The organism is Piscinibacter sp. (assembly GCF_050175855.1).
GTDB lineage: Bacteria > Pseudomonadota > Gammaproteobacteria > Burkholderiales > Burkholderiaceae_C > Piscinibacter.
In genome coordinates, this window is sequence record NZ_JBFXIO010000034.1 from 1 (window position 1) to 19970 (window position 19970).

Annotated in this window: 18 protein-coding genes and 1 pseudogene; 13 read left to right on the top strand and 6 right to left on the bottom strand. The window is 68.0% G+C overall.

Going from position 1 to position 19970, the window contains the following annotated elements; all coding sequences use genetic code 11:
* From AB7U92_RS04745 to AB7U92_RS04755, 3 genes and pseudogenes are all read right to left on the bottom strand, one after another.
* Positions 1–454, bottom strand: a pseudogene (locus AB7U92_RS04745) (hypothetical protein); the annotation flags it as partial.
* Between the two features lie 171 nt (positions 455–625).
* Positions 626–1258, bottom strand: coding sequence for a hypothetical protein (locus AB7U92_RS04750; RefSeq protein WP_428575041.1), 633 nt, complete (start codon positions 1256–1258; stop codon positions 626–628).
* A 226-nt stretch (positions 1259–1484) separates the two neighbouring features.
* The gene (locus tag AB7U92_RS04755) at positions 1485–1697 is read right to left on the bottom strand and encodes a hypothetical protein (protein WP_054018420.1); all 213 of its coding nucleotides are present in this window, start codon (positions 1695–1697) and stop codon (positions 1485–1487) included.
* An 877-nt stretch (positions 1698–2574) separates the two neighbouring features.
* Between AB7U92_RS04755 and AB7U92_RS04760 the strand changes: the two genes are divergently transcribed.
* Positions 2575–2817 (top strand): hypothetical protein, encoded by a 243-nt coding sequence (locus AB7U92_RS04760; RefSeq protein WP_425775932.1) that lies wholly within the window; start codon positions 2575–2577, stop codon positions 2815–2817.
* Positions 2818–3110: 293 nt separating this feature from the next.
* Here AB7U92_RS04760 and cadR read toward each other — a convergent pair whose 3' ends face one another.
* Positions 3111–3551 (bottom strand): Cd(II)/Pb(II)-responsive transcriptional regulator, encoded by a 441-nt coding sequence (gene cadR, locus AB7U92_RS04765; RefSeq protein ID WP_428575042.1) that lies wholly within the window; start codon positions 3549–3551, stop codon positions 3111–3113.
* 77 nt (positions 3552–3628) lie between these two features.
* Here cadR and AB7U92_RS04770 point away from each other — a divergent pair, with 77 nt between their 5' ends.
* Together AB7U92_RS04770 and AB7U92_RS04775 are read left to right on the top strand one after the other, a co-directional pair.
* A complete protein-coding gene (locus AB7U92_RS04770) occupies positions 3629–5893 on the top strand; it encodes a heavy metal translocating P-type ATPase (protein ID WP_428575043.1) in 2265 nt (754 codons plus the stop codon).
* Between the two features lie 4 nt (positions 5894–5897).
* A complete protein-coding gene (locus AB7U92_RS04775) occupies positions 5898–6653 on the top strand; it encodes a transglutaminase-like domain-containing protein (protein WP_428575044.1) in 756 nt (251 codons plus the stop codon).
* Between the two features lie 521 nt (positions 6654–7174).
* Here AB7U92_RS04775 and AB7U92_RS04780 read toward each other — a convergent pair.
* Both AB7U92_RS04780 and AB7U92_RS04785 read right to left on the bottom strand, forming a co-directional pair.
* Complete coding sequence (locus AB7U92_RS04780; protein ID WP_428575045.1) at positions 7175–8545, bottom strand: heavy metal sensor histidine kinase; 1371 nt, start codon at positions 8543–8545, stop codon at positions 7175–7177.
* A complete protein-coding gene (locus AB7U92_RS04785) occupies positions 8542–9222 on the bottom strand; it encodes a heavy metal response regulator transcription factor (RefSeq protein WP_428575046.1) in 681 nt (226 codons plus the stop codon). Before AB7U92_RS04785 ends, AB7U92_RS04780 begins: the two co-directional genes overlap by 4 nt.
* Positions 9223–9386: 164 nt before the next feature.
* Between AB7U92_RS04785 and AB7U92_RS04790 the strand changes: the two genes are divergently transcribed.
* The 10 genes from AB7U92_RS04790 to AB7U92_RS04835 all read left to right on the top strand — a co-directional run.
* Positions 9387–9719, top strand: coding sequence for a DUF4148 domain-containing protein (locus AB7U92_RS04790; protein ID WP_428575047.1), 333 nt, complete (start codon positions 9387–9389; stop codon positions 9717–9719).
* Positions 9720–10429: 710 nt separating this feature from the next.
* Complete coding sequence (locus tag AB7U92_RS04795; RefSeq protein WP_428575048.1) at positions 10430–10792, top strand: DUF2946 family protein; 363 nt, start codon at positions 10430–10432, stop codon at positions 10790–10792.
* Between the two features lie 163 nt (positions 10793–10955).
* Entirely contained in the window at positions 10956–12266 is a 1311-nt protein-coding gene (locus tag AB7U92_RS04800) for a TolC family protein (protein ID WP_428575049.1), read from the top strand.
* Positions 12267–12325: 59 nt separating this feature from the next.
* Positions 12326–12886, top strand: coding sequence for a hypothetical protein (locus tag AB7U92_RS04805; protein WP_163457365.1), 561 nt, complete (start codon positions 12326–12328; stop codon positions 12884–12886).
* Entirely contained in the window at positions 12883–14001 is a 1119-nt protein-coding gene (locus AB7U92_RS04810) for an efflux RND transporter periplasmic adaptor subunit (RefSeq protein WP_163457364.1), read from the top strand. The genes AB7U92_RS04805 and AB7U92_RS04810 overlap by 4 nt, the downstream gene beginning before the upstream one ends.
* A 1-nt stretch (position 14002) precedes the next feature.
* The gene (locus AB7U92_RS04815; RefSeq protein ID WP_163457363.1) at positions 14003–17122 is read left to right on the top strand and encodes an efflux RND transporter permease subunit; all 3120 of its coding nucleotides are present in this window, start codon (positions 14003–14005) and stop codon (positions 17120–17122) included.
* Between the two features lie 49 nt (positions 17123–17171).
* Complete coding sequence (locus AB7U92_RS04820) at positions 17172–17558, top strand: hypothetical protein (RefSeq protein WP_428575050.1); 387 nt, start codon at positions 17172–17174, stop codon at positions 17556–17558.
* A 5-nt stretch (positions 17559–17563) separates the two neighbouring features.
* Positions 17564–18100, top strand: coding sequence for a hypothetical protein (locus AB7U92_RS04825; protein WP_428575051.1), 537 nt, complete (start codon positions 17564–17566; stop codon positions 18098–18100).
* 242 nt (positions 18101–18342) lie between these two features.
* Entirely contained in the window at positions 18343–18801 is a 459-nt protein-coding gene (locus AB7U92_RS04830) for a helix-turn-helix domain-containing protein (protein ID WP_428575052.1), read from the top strand.
* A 138-nt stretch (positions 18802–18939) separates the two neighbouring features.
* On the top strand, positions 18940–19970 hold a 1031-nt coding region (locus AB7U92_RS04835; protein WP_428575053.1), incomplete at its 3' end, for a ParB/RepB/Spo0J family partition protein.

Below are 19970 nucleotides of genomic sequence, written 5' to 3' on the forward strand. Positions count from 1 at the left end.
TCAGCAGGCCGGTCGAGCGGCCGACCGTGCCGACCACGTCGAACTCGTCGAGCCAGCTCGCGCCGGTGCCGGTGTCGCCCAGCACCAGCCGCACCTTGCGGCCGTCCCGGCGGCAGGTCTCCAGCACCCTCGCCAGGCGAGGGTCCGTGCCGGGATCGAAGTAGGTGCCGTGGCCCTGGGCGGACTCGCCCCAGGCACGCACCGCAGCGAGGTACTTCTCGTAGCCGGTGAGGCTGGCCGCGTCGTCGGCGGTCGGCATCAGGTCGGGACGCTTAAGGCGCTGCGCGATCTGCCGGGCATGGTCGCGGGCGTTGTCGAAGCCGAAGCAGCTGACTGACAAGCCTTCGTGCTCCGCACTCCGGTATGCGCCCTTGGGGCGGCCCGGCGGGCGCATGCCCCCTCCGGTGGCGATCACATACAGGCGTTGCTCGGGATTCAGGGTGATGTCTCGCATGGTGAACTCTCGAAGTGGGGAGGGCGGACACCGGCCCTGGCGGGCGGGCCCGCGGGCGGTTGGATGGGGTGCCGGTCGCGCCAGGCCGCTGGACGTCAGTCCTTGGCCGAGGCACGTCAGCGATCGAACCCGGTGCAGCCGATGGGGCTGCGCCGGGGTTCGGTTTTCGGATCAGCGCCGGCTGATCTGCACGGCGGGTGCGGGGCCGTCGACGGGAGGTTCCGGGGCACGCTCGGAGCCGCCTTCGAAGCCACTGACCGGCGACGTCGGGGACATGCCGGCCTGGTGCTGGAAGCGGGCGTGCGCGTCGGCGAACTCGGCATCGCCCAGCAGCTGATGAACCTGCGCGGCGGCCGGTTCGGGCCTGCTGTCGGCGTCACGGGCCGCGGCTGGGCGCGCGCCCCGCTTCGATGTCGCTGGCGGGGCTGGCGGTGTGGCGGCAATGGCCTCGTCCAGGACGTCCGCAGTGCGGTGGTACGCCTTCTGCGTGACGCCGCCGACGAAGGCTGCGGGTCGCTGCAGCGTCCACTGGACCAGCAGGCGCAGCCACTGCCCGATGCGCTTGTCGCGGGCCTGGCGCGCCTTGTGGACGCGCAGCGACTGCTTGCAGGACAGGTACAGCGCCAGGTGGCGGCGCTTCATCTCGGCGTCGCCGTCGAGCTGCGCCATCACCTCGGCGGCGAGGGCGACGTCACGGCCGACGCGTCTGTAGAAGCCGACCCAGGCGCGCTGCTCCTCGATGTCGATGGTGCTGCGGCGCGGTGACGGGCTCTGGAAGGATCTGTCTGGGAAAGCATGATTCATGGGGTTCTCCAAGAAGGCGAGGGAACCCCGACCCCGACGGGAGACGGTGACTCCCGGAGGGTGGATGGCGAGGACGGCTGAAAGCCGAGGGAAACGGGGTGTCGGGTGATGGCGTCCCGATGCCATCGCTGGCGGTCGGTTCACCATCCCCGAGACCCGAGGACTCGATCGGCACGAGTTCGAGCCGCCGGCGGCGCCGCGACGGGCAACTCGATGCCCGCGACCTTCAGGTCGTGAGCACGCGAGCGGCGCCTCGGCGCAGGCCCTCGGCAATGCCGATCCAGCGGTCGGCGATCCGGTCCAGGTAGACCAGGTCGTCGGCCGCGATCTCGCCCGAGGCGCGGAGCCGGGCGATGACTTCCTTGACCAGGAGGGGATCCTCCCGGGCCAGCACGATAGCCGTCGAGGCGATGCGCCTGCGGTAGGTGTCGACCGTCATGGTCAGCACACCGTCGTGCAGCGCTCGGACGCCAGAGGGTCCGCGGCCTCGCACACCACGCGCGTGGACGCATGGGGCGTGCAGGGCCGGGGCCGGAGCAGCGCCGGAAGGGTGACAGGCCGCCGGGCGGGCACACGGGCAAGCCCGGCACCACCCAGCAGTGCACACACCGGCGCGACAGCGCGGTTCCAGGGAACGGGACTCATGGGGGTTCTCCTTCAGGGGTGAAGGGGAACGCCCATCCCTGGCGGGGAACTGGGGTTCCCCGTCTGGGATGCCTTGCCGGGAAGACAAGGCGCTTGGTCGCGCACCAATGCGTGCGCGAGCTGCAGAGGTCCGCATCCGAGAGGACGGGACCAGGGCAGATGCGTGCGTCAGGCCAGGCTACTGATCGAGATCAGGCCGGGCTGGTGAGCGCAGGGCGCGTCACGACGCAGAGGTCGTGATCGGCGCATGCGAGGAGGGGCCACGACACGGGGTCATGGCCGGCTCCTGGTTTCGGATCCGGATGGATCTGAATCGGCCCGGCACACGGAGCTGCCGGACGGGACACAAGGCAGGTAACGACTGCGACGCCAGCTGGGCTGGACTTCAGGGCGACCGGAGCCACCGATGAAGGCTGAGCAGACGCGATGTCCGCAGGAAGCCAAGTCAGTATCGGACGGGGTCCCTCGGTCGGCAACGGACCCGAGGTCTCATCGCGGCAATGCCCGCCCAAGCGACCGGCTCGGCCGACGCTTGGGCGGGCAATCGATTCCGAGTCCTCCACGTCGGGGGCCCGGAACGTGGCGCTGCCCAGTTGCTGGGCGTGCGGGCAGGCTGACGGTTCGTATAGTGGGCGGATCAACATCTCCTGCAGACCGGTTCCGCCCTGACCATGACCGTCGAGCGCTATGCCTTCACCGACTGCGAAGCCACCACGGCGGCAGGCGTGCCGCTGCGCATTCCCGCTGGCGTTCACCATGTCGAGCGGCGATCGCTGGTGTTCCGCGTGCGCCTGGGTGGCCGCGAGCTCGATCTGACCCTGGCCGAGTGGGAGCGCCTGCTGGATGCGGGCTGTGTCGGGCCGGTTGTCGCCGCCGATGATCCACCGGGGACTGGCGAGACCCATCCTGGGTGAAACACGCGAGGTGCCGGGCAGGCTGGAACGTCTAAGCGAGAGCGCTGGTCGGACCCCGACGACCACGGCAGTTGCGCTGCTCGAGTGGGCCAGCGACGCGGCGATGAGTGTCTACACAGCGGCCACCACAACTACCCGGACTCGGCCACAAGCAGTCGGACACGTTCGTGCCAGGAAGCTGCCGTTCGACGGCCTGCTGATCTCTGTCGCAGAGCCGGAAGCAGGCTATCTCACTCAAACACTTCCAGACAGCGACAGCACTTCATCCCGCACTCGGTCAAGCCTGCCAACGCTCAGTGAGCTCCGCGGACGTGGCGCCTGGCGGCCGTCGGCGGTTTTGCCCCCGCGTGGTCTATGCCCTGCAGAATGCCGCAGTCGGCGGCTGCATGCGGCACTGGACAAGCCGCCCGAAGCGCACGCAGCTCCTTCTCCAGGGCGCGCAGGGCCCGGATCCGTTCGGCCACATGGCCGATGTGCTCATCGAGCAGGCTGTTGACTTCGCCGCAGTCAGCCGTCGGCTGATCCTTGAATCGCAGCAGCACCCGCACCTCGTCAAGTGTCATGTCCAGGCTGCGGCACTGGCGGATGAACGCCAGCCGCTCCGCGTGATGCGGCGTGTAGATGCGGTAGTTGCCCTCCGTTCGGGCGGCCGTGGGTAGCAGGCCCTCGCGCTCGTAGAAGCGGATCGTCTCAACAGGCGTTCCGCTGGCCTGGGCCAGTTCGCCGATGCGCATGGTCGGACTCCTTCCCGCAAGCGCGGGTTCGCGGTACGTCTTGACTCTATACCCACTTCAGGGTTTCCAATCGAGCCATGGCCCACGAACACACCCATGACATCAAGCCGGCGTCCGTTCGCGCCACCGGTGTTCCCGGCTGCGGCGATTGCTGCCATCCCGTCGGCTCCGCCACGGTCGCCCCGGACGCGCAGCAGACCTTGAGCGGCCAGCGTTTCAGGGTCCCCGCCATGGACTGCGCGGCCGAGGAGTCCGAGATTCGGCGCGCGGTCGAGGGCATTCCGGGCCTTGTGGGGCTGCGCTTTCAGCTGGGCGAACGCAGCCTTCGAATTGACGGCGACCCTCAGGCGGCAATTGCGGCGGTCGAGGCGATCCGAAACAGCGGCTTCGAGATCCATCCATGGCCCGCCGCGCCGGCCTCGACGCAGGACGGCGACGCCGCAGCCCACGATCACGATGCGAAGACCGGCACGGGCCTCCCCCGCCTGCTGGCCGCCCTCGCACTTGCCATCGCCGCCGAGGGCCTGTCCTTCTTCGTGCCCGACGCGCCGTGGTCCAGGCCGGCAGGCCTGGCCATCGCCGCCGCTGCCATCGCACTGGCCGGCTTCGGCACCTTCCGCAAGGGGCTGACGGCGCTGCGGCACGGCCGCCTGAACATCAACGCCCTGATGACCGTGGCGGTCGCCGGCGCCTTCGTCATCGGTCAGTGGCCCGAGGCCGCGATGGTCATGGCGCTCTACGCCGTCGCCGAGCTGATCGAAGCCCGCGCCGTTGACCGCGCGCGCAATGCGATCAGCGGCCTGCTCGCGCTCTCGCCCGAAATGGCCGACCTGCGGCAAGCCGACGGCACGTGGAAGTCCGTGGCCGTGGCTGAGGTGCCGATCGGCGCGACGGTGCGGGTCAGGCCCGGCGAGCGCGTCGCGATGGACGGGGTCGTCACGGAAGGCGGGACGAGCATCGACCAGGCACCGGTCACTGGAGAGAGCCTGCCGGTGGACAAGAGCCCGGGCGATGCGGTCTACGCCGGCACCATCAACCAGACCGGCACCATCGAGTGCCGCGTCACGGCAGCGGCCTCGCAGTCCACGCTGGCGCGGATCATCCATGCGGTCGAGCAGGCCCAGGGCAGTCGCGCGCCCACCCAGCGCTTCGTCGACCGCTTCGCCGCGATCTACACGCCGGCGGTGTTCGTGCTGGCGCTGGCCGTGGCCATCGCCGGCCCCTGGCTGTTCGGCTGGACCGTGCTGGCGGCCGTCTACAAGGCCCTGGTGCTGCTGGTCATCGCCTGCCCCTGCGCGCTGGTGATCGCGACACCCGTCACCGTGGTCAGCGGCCTCGCGTCGGCCGCCAGGCGCGGCATCCTGATCAAGGGCGGTGTCCACCTGGAGCAGGCGCGGCTGCTCAAGGCGATCGCGCTCGACAAGACCGGCACCATCACCGAAGGCAAGCCACGCCTGGTCGAGTGGCAGATGCTGACCACCAGCGTACCCAAGGCACGGGCGGAGCACATCGCGGCCGCCCTGGCCGCGCACTCGGACCACCCGGTGTCGCGCGCCATCGCCGCCGGGCTGACGCCCAACAGCATCGAGGCCCGCAGCTTCGCCGCGCTGTCCGGGCGCGGCATCGAAGCCGACATCGACGGCGAACGCTACGTGCTGGGCAACCACCGCCTGATCGAGGAGCGCGGACAGTGCTCCGCCGAGATCGAGGCCGTGCTGCACCGCCACGAGCAAGCCGGCCGCTCGGTGAGCCTGCTGGCCACCGCGTCGGGCGTCGTGGCGCTCTTCGCAGTGGCCGACACCATCAAGCCGTCGTCGGCAGCCGCCATCGACGAGCTGAAGGCGATGGGCATCACGCCTGTCATGCTGACCGGGGACAACCAGACCACCGCCGAGGCGATCGGCCGCGAGGCCGGTTTGACGGACATCCGAGGCAACCTGCTGCCCGAGGACAAGCTTGCGGCAATCCAGGCGATGCAGAAGCAGTACGGCGCAACGGCGATGACCGGCGACGGCATCAACGACGCGCCGGCACTGGCCCAGGCCGACATCGGCGTGGCCATGGGCGCTGCCGGTACCGACATCGCGATGGAAGCTGCCGACGTCGTCGTGATGAACGACGACCTGCGGCGCATCGCCGAGACCGTGCGCCTGTCGCGGCGCACGCACGCGGTGCTGTGGCAGAACATCGCGCTGGCCCTGGGCATCAAGGCGGCCTTCCTGGTGCTGGCACTGTTCGACAACGCCAGCATGTGGATGGCCGTCTTTGCGGACATGGGCGCCAGCCTGCTGGTGGTTTTCAACGGGCTGCGGCTGCTGCGGCCCGAGCGCAGGGAGTTGTGACGTGATGACGACCCAACTGTTGACAGCGACGCGGTTGCTGGACTTCGAGCACCCGGCACTGCGGGCGCTGATCAATGAACGCCAATGGCTCGCGCTGAGCGAGCACGACCGCATCGGCGCCGCCTATGCCTTCGTTCGTGACGAGATCGCCTTTGGCTACAACACGAGCGACGACCTCCCGGCCTCTGTGGTGCTCGCCGACGGCTACGGCCAGTGCAATACCAAGAGCACACTGCTGATGGCGCTGCTGCGTGCGCTTGGCATCCCGTGCCGGCTGCACGGATTCACGATCGACAAGGTGCTTCAGAAGGGCGCCGTAACCGGCTGGGCCTACCTGCTGGCGCCGCGAAACATCCTGCACTCCTGGGTGGAAGTGCAGCACGAGGGGCGGTGGATCAATCTGGAAGGCTTCATCCTGGATGGTCAATACCTCCGAGCGCTGCAGCAGCGGTTCGCCGACCATCGGGGCCCGTTCCTGGGTTACGGCGTCGGAACCCCGGACCTGAACGATCCGGCCGTGGACTGGCGCTGTGCCGACACCTACATCCAACGCGACGGCATCAACCAGGACTTCGGCGTCTTCGATGATCCCGATGCCTTCTACGCCAGGTGCGGCGCGAACCTGTCGGGGCCCAAGCGCTGGGTGTTCGAGCGCATCGTGCGGCACATGATGAACCGGAACGTGGATCGCATCAGGCGCAGCGGGTCGCCAAGAGAAGCAGCCCAGCGCTCGTCGCTGCCGGAGATGACATCGAAGTAATGTCGCTGCAAGTGTTGCGTCGCTGGCGGCTCCCTACATTGATCTCTCGCGTTGGCTTGTCGTGGCGCTTTCCCAGTGCCCCAAGCCACCCAGAGAGCAACGTAAGGATCGAGATGAAGACAACTCAGGCCTCAAGAGCACTCACACTGCTTGGTGTGTCGCTGATCGCTGGAGCCGCCGTGGCATCCGAGCCTGCACGCCTGGATCCCACCACTGTGCGCACGCTGGCCGAGGCAAAGAGGTCGCTTGAGCGGATGCCGGTTTCGAGATCGAGCGCAGCCGCGGCCGTCGCGACATCCAAGCCGCGCTCGCTTGCCGAGGTCAAGCGAGATCTGAACGCTCCAGCTGGACCTGCCGCGGCAAGCGGCGACGTACCACTGAGCGGCAGATCACTCGCTGAGGCCAAGCGACTCGACTGAGGCCGATGCCTGAAGGCAGGCCGCCGCCGTCGGCGGCCCGCACCACAGGGTTCGCCCGCGAGACGGTCTGCACCTGGAATGCGTGGCAGGATGCAAGAAGCATCAATGCGCCTCGGAGCCCGCAACAGTCGACTCCCCCCTTTCGGGAAGCCTCAACCCTACCCTGGTGACACCTTGTTGGCTGGTCACGAAGGCTTTGCCGTCATGCATTCGAGCAATCGCGGCCACGATGGCCAACCCCAGGCCGTGGTGCTGAACGGCGTCGGAGCGCGATGGATCGGCGCGGTAGAACCGTTCGAACAAGCGGGACTGATGCTCGCTGGGGATCGTTTGGCCCCGATTGCTCACAACCAGTTCGATGCGGTCGAAAGAGCTTGAGATCTCTACAACGATGTCACTGCCTCGCTCCGCGTAGCGCGTGGCGTTGGCGAGCAGGTTGCTCAAGGCGCGCCTCACCAAGCCCGGATCACACCGAAGCCTGGCATCGCCGGCGATCGAGAAGCCGACTCCCGCCTCTTCCGCAGCAGCGGAGTGGTAGTCGACCACCTCGGCGCTGAGTGACGCCAGACTTTCGATCTGTTCACTGCGGGCCTTCGCACCTCGATCCGCGCGCGACAGGAACAGCATGTCGTTGACGATTCCCGTGAGCCGCTGCAGCTCCTCCAGGTTCGACTCCAGGACGTCACGATGCGCGTCGGCCGCGTGCGGGCGACGCAACACGACTTCCGTGCTTGTGATCAGCGTCGCCAACGGCGTGCACAACTCGTGAGCCACGTTGGCGTTGAAGCCCTCCAGCTGGTCGTAGGCTCCTTGAAGTCGGTCCAAGAGACCGTTGAAGCGATGGACGAGTGGTTGAAGCTCGCGCGGCTGCTGGCTTCCATCCAGGCGCTGGCCCATGGTGCTTGCGCCAAGCAATTCAGTCTGGCGCACCAGGCCACGCACCGGTGACAACCCGGCTCTGACCAGCACGAAGCCACCCGCGGAGATCAGCGCTGATCCAAGCAGGGCCGAAACTCCGAGGGTCCAGGCGAGCTGGGTCAGCGCAATGCGGTCGTCCGTGGTGTCCAGTTCAAGCAGAACCCTTACCGGCACGTTGTTGATTCGCACTGGCGCCTCGTAGGCAATGCTCCGGGTGGGGCGCGAGGATGCCGTCGGGAAGCTGTTTTCGTAGAACACCTCGTTCGCCGGCCCTTGCAGGCGCACCCGTAGGTCGGCATGTCCGAGGAAGAAGTCATCCAGCTTGTGTCTCAGCACCGCGAGGTCATTGGCAGCATCCACCTCGCCGAGCAGGTGGTTCACGATCGCCTGCTTCTGTTGCAGCGACTCGACCTGCCTCTTGTCTTGACTGGACGAGCTCACGACATAGACGATCGTCGAGACGATGAGAAGGCCGACCAGCGACTGCACCGCCAGCCACCACGACAGGCGCAAGCCCAGGGAGCTGGTCATCTCGGCTGCGTTCGGCTCGCTCAAGCGCGAAGCTCCATCAGGTACCCCATGCCGCGCACCGTGTGAAGCAGATTGACTTCGAAGGGCTCGTCGAGCTTGCTGCGCAGACGTCGAATGGCCACCTCCACCACGTTGGTGTTGCTGTCGAAATTCATGTCCCACACCTGCTCCGCGATTTCAGTGCGGGACAGAACCTCGCCAGGGCGGCGCAGGAAGAGTGCCAGTAGATTGAATTCCTTGGCGCTCAAGTCAAGGCGCTTCCCGGCCCGTGTCGCTCGGCGCTTGAGCAGATCCAGCTCCAAGTCGTGCAAGCGCAGGACGGTGGGCTCGGAGGCACCTCCTGTCTTTCCCCGGCGCATCAGGACATGCAGCCGAGCCACCAACTCTGAAAACGCAAATGGCTTGGTGAGGTAGTCGTCAGCACCCGATTGCAGGCCCTTGACTCGGTCCTCGACCGCGCCTCGCGCGGTCAACATCAGCACAGGTGTATCGCGTGAGTGCCGCAGCGCCGCGAGCACACCAAGGCCGTCGATGCCGGGCAGCATGCCGTCAAGGACGATCAGGTCGTAGTGGCCCTGGGTGGCCATGTGCAGGCCATCCACGCCGTTGGAGGCGGTCTCCACCACGAAGCCTTCCTCCGAGAGTCCTTGGCGGAGGTAGCTCGCGAGCTTGGCCTCGTCTTCGATCAGCAGGAGTCGCATGCGGCGATTGTCGACCGGCCATGCGATCCCGAGCCTTAGCTGACAAACATGTAATCGACCCGCCAGCCTGGCGTCGGGGCGCGATTTCTACAGTGGCATCCATGCCTTGCGGCATACGACAGGGCAAGTCGCTCGTCGTCAACTGCAGTCAAAGGACTCCTGCCATGTTCTCCCGCACCATGATCCTCGCCGCCGTCGCCACGTTTGCAGCGCTGCCGATGGCGGCATCCGCGACTTCCCTGTATCACTCGGCGCCGGGCGAAGCCGGCTTTACCGAGCATCCCGATCACCTCACCTCGTCCAAGACGCGGGCGCAGGTGCAGGCGGAGGTGCTGGCGGCCCAGAAGGACGGCTCGCTCTCCCGTATCGCTCGAGGCCTGCCGCTGCCTGCGGAGACCCAGGGGATGAACAAGACGCGCGCGCAGGTCATCGCCGAGATGCTGAACGAGCCGGCCGCCGAGCGTCGCGCTCGCGAAGCCCTGATGAAAGGCGGCTGAAGAAACCTCGATCATCGCCTCGTCCACAAGCCCGCATGAGCAGAGGCGCAAGCGCAGTGAAGCGGCACTGAGCGCGGCTCTGGACCGGCATGGATTCACTCCATGGATCGGCCGAAGCTTTCCATATCGCTCTCGTTTACCGCGAGAACCCGCCGACCGTTGGTGACGGCGGCGGGGCGATTCCTACCCGCTTGCCGCTCCAGTGGCTACAGCGTTTCATATCACGGCATCGATCCGACGATGGCACGCCATGAGTGATTCCCGCGGCAGCCCCGGCTGCTCTCCTCCTGTTGCAGCAAGCCAGAGCACGCGCCATCTCCGTTTGTTGTGGGTGAACCTGGAAGGCTTCATCCTCGATGCACCTTACCTGGCCAGCCTGCAGCGACATTTCCCGGACCGTCAGCGTTTTCGCGGCTACGGAGCCGCGACACTGAATCTCGCGGCTCATGAGGTCGAATGGCAGGGCAGGTGCACCTACCTCCAGAGGGGACGGCATTGCCGACGACTTCGGCGTCTTCGACAGTCCCGACGAGTTCTATGCCCGGCAAGGCTCGAACCTCTCCGGGTTCAAGCGATGGCTGTACTCGCATGTGATCCGGCACCGCATGAACGCTCAGGTCCGGCGCATCCGTGCCGAAAATTGGTGATGCCGGTCACGGCGCTCAGCGCGTGACCCCTGCCCGAACCCTGTAGCTGCTAGACTCTTCTCCATGCGCCGCTGGCTCGCCATCCTCATGCTCGCCCTGCTGCCGCTCCAGTTCGGCTGGGCGGCCGTGGCGGTGTATTGCGGACACGAGAGCGACCCGCAAGCCCAGCACCTGGGACACCACGAGCATCAGCACACCGGCCAGGCCACTGCCGACCACGACAGTGCGCCGGCGGACCAAAGCAGGCCGGCTGGGTTCGACTTCGATTGCGGCCACTGCCACGGCACCTGTGCCGGCATGCCTGCACCGATGGATGAGACGACGCCGCTCGCCCTGACCTCGCATCCGGTCACACCGGTCGACGGCATCGTACGCACGATCGCGCAAAGCCCGCCCGAACGCCCTCAGTGGCTGCCCCTCGCCTGATCGGCGAGGCGGGTCTCTTCCCTTCCTGAAGCCCGTTCGCGCCTGCGCGCGCGCCTCCTGACGCATCGGTCAGTGGCGCCGTTCGAGGCCCGATCCGACCTGAGTCCCTCAGCGTCGCCTCTCGCCGATCTCCCGTGGGTTGTTCTCAACACTGGAGCATCGGATGCACCGAAGAAGATTTCCGGCTGCCGGGCGGTGGCCACACACTGCCCGCGCCACCCTGACCCTGGCACTGGCTGCCGCACTGACAGGCGGCCTGATCCAAGCGCACGCGCAAACAGCGGTACCGCCCGCAGCGCAGGACCCGCTGACCCTGCGCGGGGCCTTTGAAGCGGCATGGGCCCGCCAGCCTGAAGCACTGGCGCTCGCGACACGGCGGGATGCGGCACGCGCTCAGGCGCAGGCCGCCCAGTCGTGGACGCCCGAGCCTGTCGCCATGGAGCTGTCGACCAAGACGGACCGCCTGAACCGAAACCTCGGCACGCGGGAATACGAAGTCGGCGTCGCCATCCCGCTGTGGCTGCCGGGTGAACGCGGTCGCAGCCAGGCACTGGCCGACGCCGAAGGCCGTGCTGTCGAGAGCCGGACCACTGCGGCCCAGCTGCGCATCGCGGCCGCCGTGCGGGAAGCCTGGTGGTCCTGGCAGCGGGCACACGCGGAGCTGGAAGCCGCGCGCGGCCAACTGGAAAACGTTCGCCGCATCGCGGCCGACGTGGGCAAGCGCCTGAAGGCTGGGGATCTGGCCCGAGCCGACCAGCACCAAGCCGATGCCGCGGTGGCTGCGGCCGAAGGCGCCGTTGCGCAGGCAGACGGTGCGCTCACGGTCGCGCAGCAGCATCTTCGCTCGCTGACCGCCATGCCCGCCGTCGGCCTGGCCAGCGCCATGCCGAGCCAGGCCGAGCCCGAGCCGCCCACTCCGGCAACTGCCACGGCCGAGATGGACGACCATGCCGAACTGCTTGCGCTGAAGGACCGCGCAGCGGTCGCCGAGGGAGCGATCGCGCTGGCTGCCACCCAATCACGTGCCAGCCCGGAGCTGACGATCGCCGCCACCCGCGATCGGGGCGCCTACGGGGAGTCCCACAACCAGACCTTCACCGTCGGTGTGCGCATCCCCTTCGGCGCCGGACCCCGACACGACGCACGCGTGACCACTGCGCGCGCCGAAGCGGTCGAGTTGCAGGCGCAGATGGCGCTCGAACGTGCCCGCCTTGCGGGCGAACGTGAGGCTGCCCGGGCACGCGCCGATGCCGCGCGCGCGCAGCTCGCGGCCGCCGAACGACGCGCGGGGCTTGCGCTGGAGTCGCGAGGCTTCTTCGACAAGTCGTTCCGGCTCGGCGAGACCGACCTGCCCACCCGCTTGCGCATCGAGTCCGAGGCCGCGGACGCCGAGCGCCAGGCCGCGCGTGCGCGCATCGAACTCGCCGCAGCCATCTCGGCGTGGCGCCAGGCGCTGGGCCTGCTGCCGCAATGAGCCCGGCGTCCCGCACGAAACGAACGCGCCTTAGCGAACCCATTCAGGAATCCCACCCCATGAAGTCCACCCATCCGTTGGCCGTGCTCAGTCTCGCGGCCTTCCTGCTCGGTACCGGAATGCCGGCCTTGGCCGGCGAAGGCCATGACCACGGCGATGCAACACCCGTCGCCACCGGCAAGGCGTTGCCGCGATTCGCAGCCGTCTCCGAGACCTTCGAGCTGGTCGGCGTGCTCGACGGCAAGCAGGTCACGCTGTACCTGGACCGCTTCGCCGACAACACGCCTGTGCGCGGCGCGAAGATCGATCTCGAGATCGCGGGCGCGAAGTTCAGCGCACAGTCCCATGGCGACGACGCCTACGAAATCGTGCTGAAGGAAGCGCCGAAGCCCGGCGTGCTGCCGATCACCGCGACGGTGACGGCGGGCTCCGACGTCGACCTGCTGGCCGGGGAACTCGACCTGCACGAGGCCCCGCACGCCGATGACCCGGTCCACCAGCACTCGTGGAAGGAGTACGCCGGCTGGGCTGTTGGCGGCCTCGCCGCACTGGCGGTCGTGGTGCTCGGTGGCAGGCGCCTGATGGCGGCTCGCCAGCCGCAAGCGGGAGGTGCGGCATGAAGCGCGCCATCACGAACCACCTCGCTGGGCTCGGCGTCGTGCTGGCCCTGGCCGCCGTGTGGCCCGCACAGGCCGGCGAAGGGCACGACCACGGCGATGCCCCGGCCGCGCCGAGCGCCAACGGCCCCCAGCGGCAGCCCGATGGGAGCGTCTTCCTGCCCAAGCCCGCCCAGCGCCAGCTCGGCGTGCGCACGATGGTGACCGAGGAGGCCGAACTGCCGCGCTCGGTCGAGCTGAACGGCAAGGTGCTGATGGATCCGAACGCGGGTGGCAAGGTCCAGCCACTGAACGCCGGTCGCATCGAGCCCGGTCCGCGCGGCCTGCCCAGCCCTGGACAAGTGGTGCGCAAGGGCGACGTGCTCGCCTATGTCGTGCCGTCGGCGGCACCCATCGAGCGATCGAACCAGTCCGCGCAACTGGCCGAACTGCGTGCGGCCAAGTCGCTCGCCGACAAGCGCGTCGCGCGCCTCAAGGAACTGGCCGACACCGTGCCGCGCAAGGACATCGAGGCCGCCGAGAGCGAGGCAGCCAGCCTTGGCGAACGCATCGCTGCCGTCGGCGGCGGGCTGGCCACGCGCGAGGCGCTGGTGGCCCCGGTGTCCGGTGTGATCGCGTCGGCCCACGTGGTGGCCGGCCAGGTCGTCGATGCCCGCGAACTGCTGTTCGAGATCGTCGATCCGGGTCGCCTGCGCATCGAGGCCCTGGCCTTCGATCCGGCCCTGGGGGCCGATGTCGGCAGCGCGACTCTGGCGGTCGGCAATCAGCGCGTGCCGCTGGTGTTCGTCGGCGCCGCGCGCAGCCTGCGCGAGCAGGCGCTGCCGCTGGGCTTCCGGGCGCAGGGCGCAGCCCTGAACGGGCTGGCCGTCGGCCAGCCGGTGCGGGTGTTCGTGCAGACCAGGCAGAAGGTCAAGGGCATCCCGGTCCCCGTCGCGTCGCTGATGAAGAGCCCGGCCAACCAGACCGTCGTCTGGGTCAAGACCGCCCCCGAACGCTTCGAGCCACGCACCGTCACGACCGAGCCGCTGGACGGCCTGAACGTCGCCGTCACGTCGGGCTTGAAGGCTGGTGACCGCGTCGCCACCCAGGGCGCCACCTTGATCAACCAGGTGCGCTGACATGTTCAAGTGGCTACTCGACAACAGCCTGACGAACCGTCTGCTGGTGATCATCGCCAGCGTGGTGCTGATGGCCTACGGCGCGTTCACGCTGTCCCGTACCCCGGTGGACGTGTTCCCGGACCTCAACAAGCCCACCGTCACCATCATGACCGAGGCCGGCGGCATGGCCGCCGAGGAGGTGGAGCAGCTCATCACCTTCCCGCTGGAGACGACCATGAACGGTCTGCCCGGCGTGGAGTCCGTGCGCTCGACCTCGTCGGCCGGCCTGTCCTTCCTCTACGTCACCTTCGACTGGAGCACCGACATCTTCCGCGCCCGGCAGCTGGTGTCGGAGCGGCTGTCGTCGATGGAGGAGGGCATCGCCGAGGGTGTGGTGCCGCGCATGGGGCCGATCAGCTCGATCATGGGCGAGATCATGCAGATCGCGATTCCCGTCGATCCGAGCAAGATCAGCCCGATGGCCGTGCGCGAGTACGCCGACTGGGTGCTGCGCCCGAGGCTGCTGTCGGTGCCCGGTGTCGCGCAGGTGATCCCCATCGGCGGCGAGGTGCGGCAGTTCCAGGTCCAGCCCAACACCGCCCGCATGGCGGAACTGGGTATCACCCACGAGCAGCTCGAAGGGGCGCTCAAGGGCTACTCGGCCAACACCTCCGGCGGATTCCTGGAGCTCAACGGTCGCGAGTACCTGATCCGCAACCTGGGCCGGACCTCGCGACTCGATGACCTGAAGAACCTGGCACTGACCTCCAAGGATGGCCAGCCCATCCTGATGCGCCAGATCGCCGAGGTGACCTTCGCCGCGGCGCTCAAGCGCGGCGATGCGGGCTTCGAGGGGAAGCCGGCCGTCATCCTGGGCATCCAGAAGCAGCCGACGGCCGACACCATCGCGCTGACCAAGTCCATCGAGGACGCGCTGGTCGGGTTGAAGGCTTCGCTGCCGGCCGGCATGGAGGCACCGCGCGTGACCTTCCGCCAGGCCAGCTTCATCGAGGCCTCGATCACCACGCTGCAGGGCAAGCTGATCGGCGCCTCGGTCTTCGTGGCGGTGATCCTGTTCTTCTTCCTGGGCACCCTGCGGCCGACCATCATCGCGCTGACGGCCATTCCCGTATCGATCTTCATCACCGCGCTGGTCTTCAAGTACTTCGGCCTGTCGATCAACACGATGACGCTGGGCGGCCTGGCGATTGCCATCGGTGGCCTGGTCGACGACGCGGTCGTGGGTGTCGAGAACGTGCTGCGGCGGCTGAAGGCCGACCGGGCCAACCATCCGCACAGCCGGCTGCACCCGATCGAGGTCGTCGCACACGCCACGATGGAGGTGCGCTCGGCCATCCTGTACGCCACGGTCATCATCGTGCTGGTCTTCATCCCGCTGTTCGCGCTGCCGGGGCTGGAAGGCAAGCTGTTCGTGCCGCTGGGCATCGCCTTCATCGTCTCGACGCTCGCTTCGCTGATCGTCTCGGTGACGGTGACACCCGTGCTCAGCTTCTACCTGCTGCCGCGGATGAAGAACCTGGACCACGGCGACACCAAGGTCCTGGCCTGGCTCAAGGCGGGCTACCGCAGCAGCCTGCAGGGCGTGCTGAACCGGCCCAAGGCCGCCATGGCGACCGCTGGCGCGGCGGTGCTGGTGGCCGCGGCCGCCGTGCCGTTCTTCCCGACGACCTTCCTGCCACCCTTCAACGAGGGCACGCTGCTGATCGGTCTGCGCCTGAACCCCGGCGTCACCTTGACGGAGTCATCCGCGCTGGCGCGGCAGGCCGAGGTGCTGGTCAAGCAGGTGCCGGAAGTGACGCACGTGGGGCGGCGCAGCGGCCGGGCCGAGCTGGATGAGCATGCCGAAGGCGTGCACGTCAGCGAGCTCGACGTGGGTTTGAAGCCCACGGCCGAGCTGACGCGCAGCATGGACGAAATCAAGGCCGACATCCGCGCGCGCCTGGTCAACCTGCCCGCGGCGCTGGAGATCGGTCAGCCCATCTCGCACCGTATCGACCACATGCTGTCGGGGGTGCGTTCGCAGATCGCCATCAAGATCTTCGGGGAGGATCTCGATGCGCTGCGGGGCCAGGCCGATGCCCTGCGCGCGAAGCTGGCCGCCATCCCGGGCATCGCGGACCTGCAGATCGAGAAGCAGGTGCTGGCGCCGCAGATCAAGGTGCGCGTCGACTACGCGGCAGCCGCGCAGTACGGCGTGCCGGCACCGCAGGTGCTGTCGGCGCTGCAGGCACTGGTCGAGGGCGAGAAGGTCACGCAGATCGTCGAGGGTGGCCGGCGCTTTGCGCTGGTCGTGCGCCTGCCCGACACGGCTCGGTCGGTCGAAGGCCTGGGCCAGATCCTGATCGAGACACCGAACGGCCGCATCCCGTTGTCGAGGATCGCGACGATCGAGGACGGCGACGGCCCCAACCAGATCAGCCGCGACGACGGCAAACGACGCATCGTGCTGTCGGCCAACGCGTCCGGGCGGGCACTCTCGGAGATCGTGGCCGACATCCGCAAGGTGGTCGCCGAGACGAAGCTGCCCGAGGGCTACTTCATCACCCTGGGCGGGCAGTTCCAGGCGCAGGAGGAGGCTTCGCGCCTGGTCGGCCTGCTGTCCATCGTGTCGCTGACGCTGATGTTCGTGGTGCTGTACAGCCGCTACAAGTCGGCTGCGCTGTCGGCGCTGATCATGGTGAACATCCCGTTGGCCCTGGTCGGTGCGGTGATCGGCCTTTGGCTGTCGGGCCAGCCGCTGAGCGTGGCGGCGCTGGTCGGCTTCATCACGCTGGCCGGCATCTCGGTGCGCAACGGGATCCTCAAGGTCAGCCACTACGTCAACCTGATGCGCTTCGAGGGCGAGTCCTTCGACCAGAAGATGATCCTGCGTGGCTCGCTGGAGCGCCTGAGCCCGGTGCTGATGACCGCCCTGGTCACTGCGTTTGCGCTGGCACCGCTGCTGTTCGAGGCCGAGCAGCCCGGCACCGAGGTGCTGCACCCGGTGGCCGTGGTCATCTTCTCCGGCCTGATCAGCTCGACGCTGCTCGACACCTTCCTCACGCCGGCGATGTTCTGGCTCTTCGGTCGCAAGCCGGCCGAGGCGCTGCTGGACGACAAGGATGCCGAGGCCCTGTGACCACGTTCTGCCCGTCGTTTTTCCCACCCACCACCCTGAAAGGACTCCCATGAAGATGCACGCCGTTCTCGCCTCCGTCGCCCTCGCCCTTGCCGGTTCGGCCTTCGCCGCCGGCGACAAGCATGACCATGCCCATGAGCACAAGCCGCTGCATGGCGGCGTCGTGGTCGAGGTCAAGGACATGGACTACGAGCTGGTGGCCAAGCCCACCGTGATCCAGTTGTACCTGCGGGATCACGGCAAGCCTGCTGACGTGTCCAAGGCCAGCGCAAAGGTCACGCTGCTGACCGGCGCCGAGAAGCAAGAAGTCGAGCTGAAGCCGGCTGGGGACAAGCTCGAAGCCACCGGAAGCTTCAAGGTCGGCCCCGGCACCAAGGCCGTCGCGGTCGTGACCGTCGGCGGCAAGCCGGCCACCGCACGCTTCACCGTGAAGTGACCACCATGACTACCAGCAGACGGAGGTGTGCCTCGGTGGTCGCGGTCGTCGGGCTGTTGGCGGGATGTGCCACGCCGCCAGCTCCCGATCCCACAGCCGAAGTTCCGTACTGCCACAAGACCAACAAGGGCCGGGTGATCGCCTGCACGGCTGCCCCGGTGCCGAGCCTGAACGCCGATGCACAGGCCAAGCAGTTCGCAGCCGACCCGAATGCGCTCACCGTTTACGTCGTGCGCCGCAACTGGAGCGACGGCAGGAACTTCGTGAAGGTCCAGGTAGATGACGGAGCCGCGGTCGAGACCCTGCCTGACACGATGGTGCGCTACAGGCTGAAGCCCGGCTCGCACTCCATAGCCTTCGAAGCGGAGGGGCAACGATCGGTCTTGAACGTGGCAGGCAAGGCGAGCGAGGTGCGGTTCGTCCGGATCGACGGCATGGTCTGGGCCTGGAAGAGCACGTTCACCTGGGCAACCGAGTCCGAGGACTCGATCCGCAAACGAGCTTTGAAGGCCAGGCTCATCGCGGATGTGACGGCGCCCTGATGCTCGCCGCCTACCACTCTGGCGGCAGGTTGTTGGGGCGACCTTCGATTGGTGCGATGTTCAAGTCGCGAGCGGCGGCTATGTACCCGTACATCCGGCAGCAATGGGTCGTCCAGGGACAGCGGCCTCGCTGACTTGTACGCCCGAAAGCGGTCGCTTTGAACTGCGACACGGGTCCTGACGGCTTCCACCCGTACGGCGATGATCCCCGGTCTTCCTCGGGTCCTTGGCACAATCCTTGGATGCCCAACATCGCATCCGTGCTCAAGGCTGAGATCGTGCGCCTGGCTCGCAAGGAGTTGCGCAGCGAGGTCGAATCGATCAGGAAGGCGCTAGTGGCCGCACGCGCGGAAAGCGCCGCGTTGAAGCGCAGAGTCAGCGAACTGGAGCGGTCCGTGCGGCAGTCCGCGCGCGCCGCCCCCGCTCGGCCGCCATCGCCACCTGCGGTCGAGGAAGTGGACGGCGCCGACAGATTCCGGTTCCGAGCCTCCGGCATGGCCAGCAATCGCAAGCGCCTGGGCTTGTCGGCTGCGGATTTCGGGTTGCTCGTCGGCGCATCCGGACAGAGCGTGTACGCCTGGGAGCAGGGCAAGGCACGCCCCAGGGGCAAGAACCTCGCGGCCATCGCTGCCTTGCGCGGGGTCGGCAAGCGCGAGGTGGTGGAGCGCTTGGCAACCCTGAAGTCGGGCGAGCAGTCGTAGGCGAGCCGACGCGCGGTCCGGCGTCCTGACCGGACCACCGGCGAGCGCTCCTCGCCACCCTTGAAGTGCACGGGCTCAATGGGATCCTGACTGCATGGTGGGCCGCCGGCCTGCCATGCAACCGATCAGGAGTCCCTCATGAAATTCTCCAAAGCCGAGGTCGACGCCATCATCGAGGCGTCCCCTCGCACCTTCGTTCCCTTCAACAAGCTGGTGCTGTCCGAGGACCACCAGGCCCGCAGTGCCACGGCGCCCGTGATGTCGCTGCCGGAACTGGCCGCGTCGATCAAGGACAGCGGCGTGCTGCAGAACCTCGTCGTGGTCCAGGCGGCGCGCGGGCGCTACGAGGTCTGCGCCGGCGGACGGCGGCTCGCCGCGCTCACGCTGCTCGTGCAGCAGGGCGACATCGCCGACAACTACCCCGTGCCGGTGCTCGTCGTGCCGGCCGACAAGGCGCTCATCGCGAGCCTTGCCGAGAACTGTTTCCACGTGCCGATGCACCCGGCCGACGAGTTCGCCGCCTTCGCCAGGCTGCTCGCTCAGGGCAAGTCCGTCGAGGACGTGGCCGCAGCCTTCGGCGTGACGCCGCTCATCGTCAAGCGGCGCATGAAGCTCGCCACCGTCTCGCCCCAGCTGATGGCCCTGTACCGCGAAGGCGGCATCGGCCTGGACTGCCTCATGGTGCTGGCCTCGGTCGACGATCACCAGCGCCAGGAGCAGGCATGGGCTGCTCTGCCGAGCTGGAACCAGCGCCCGGAGCATCTGCGACAGCTGCTGACCCGGGGCGAGATCGAATCGGACGCCGACCCGCTGGCCCGCTACGTTACCGTCAAGGCCTACGAGAAGGCCGGCGGACCACTGCGCCGCGACCTGTTCAGCGACGACGACCGCAAGGCCTACCTGCTGGACCCGGCCCTGCTGGAGCGCCTCGCCGCCGACAAGCTGGGCAAGCGCGCGAAGCAACTGCTGGCCGAGGGCTGGAAGTGGGTCGACATCCGTCCGCGATTCGCCTACGACGAGTACGTCAAGCACGGCGAGCTGCGCAAGCCCCGCCGCGCACCGACGCCTGAGGAAGCCGAGGCGCTGAAGGCGCTGGACACGCGCATCGCTGCCCTGCACGAGCAGATGGACGCGCTGGTGGACCGCGACGGCGATGGCGATGCCGGCGA

Excerpts from the sequence above, each read along its gene's own strand:
- AB7U92_RS04750 (WP_428575041.1), bottom strand. The coding sequence starts at position 1,258 with ATGAATCATGCTTTCCCAGACAGATCCTTCCAGAGCCCGTCACCGCGC.
- AB7U92_RS04755 (WP_054018420.1), bottom strand. The coding sequence starts at position 1,697 with ATGACGGTCGACACCTACCGCAGGCGCATCGCCTCGACGGCTATCGTG.
- AB7U92_RS04760 (WP_425775932.1), top strand. The coding sequence starts at position 2,575 with ATGACCGTCGAGCGCTATGCCTTCACCGACTGCGAAGCCACCACGGCG.
- cadR (WP_428575042.1), bottom strand. The coding sequence starts at position 3,551 with ATGCGCATCGGCGAACTGGCCCAGGCCAGCGGAACGCCTGTTGAGACG.
- AB7U92_RS04770 (WP_428575043.1), top strand. The coding sequence starts at position 3,629 with ATGGCCCACGAACACACCCATGACATCAAGCCGGCGTCCGTTCGCGCC.
- AB7U92_RS04775 (WP_428575044.1), top strand. The coding sequence starts at position 5,898 with ATGACGACCCAACTGTTGACAGCGACGCGGTTGCTGGACTTCGAGCAC.
- AB7U92_RS04785 (WP_428575046.1), bottom strand. The coding sequence starts at position 9,222 with ATGCGACTCCTGCTGATCGAAGACGAGGCCAAGCTCGCGAGCTACCTC.
- AB7U92_RS04790 (WP_428575047.1), top strand. The coding sequence starts at position 9,387 with ATGTTCTCCCGCACCATGATCCTCGCCGCCGTCGCCACGTTTGCAGCG.
- AB7U92_RS04795 (WP_428575048.1), top strand. The coding sequence starts at position 10,430 with ATGCGCCGCTGGCTCGCCATCCTCATGCTCGCCCTGCTGCCGCTCCAG.
- AB7U92_RS04800 (WP_428575049.1), top strand. The coding sequence starts at position 10,956 with ATGCACCGAAGAAGATTTCCGGCTGCCGGGCGGTGGCCACACACTGCC.
- AB7U92_RS04805 (WP_163457365.1), top strand. The coding sequence starts at position 12,326 with ATGAAGTCCACCCATCCGTTGGCCGTGCTCAGTCTCGCGGCCTTCCTG.
- AB7U92_RS04810 (WP_163457364.1), top strand. The coding sequence starts at position 12,883 with ATGAAGCGCGCCATCACGAACCACCTCGCTGGGCTCGGCGTCGTGCTG.
- AB7U92_RS04815 (WP_163457363.1), top strand. The coding sequence starts at position 14,003 with ATGTTCAAGTGGCTACTCGACAACAGCCTGACGAACCGTCTGCTGGTG.
- AB7U92_RS04820 (WP_428575050.1), top strand. The coding sequence starts at position 17,172 with ATGAAGATGCACGCCGTTCTCGCCTCCGTCGCCCTCGCCCTTGCCGGT.
- AB7U92_RS04825 (WP_428575051.1), top strand. The coding sequence starts at position 17,564 with ATGACTACCAGCAGACGGAGGTGTGCCTCGGTGGTCGCGGTCGTCGGG.
- AB7U92_RS04830 (WP_428575052.1), top strand. The coding sequence starts at position 18,343 with ATGCCCAACATCGCATCCGTGCTCAAGGCTGAGATCGTGCGCCTGGCT.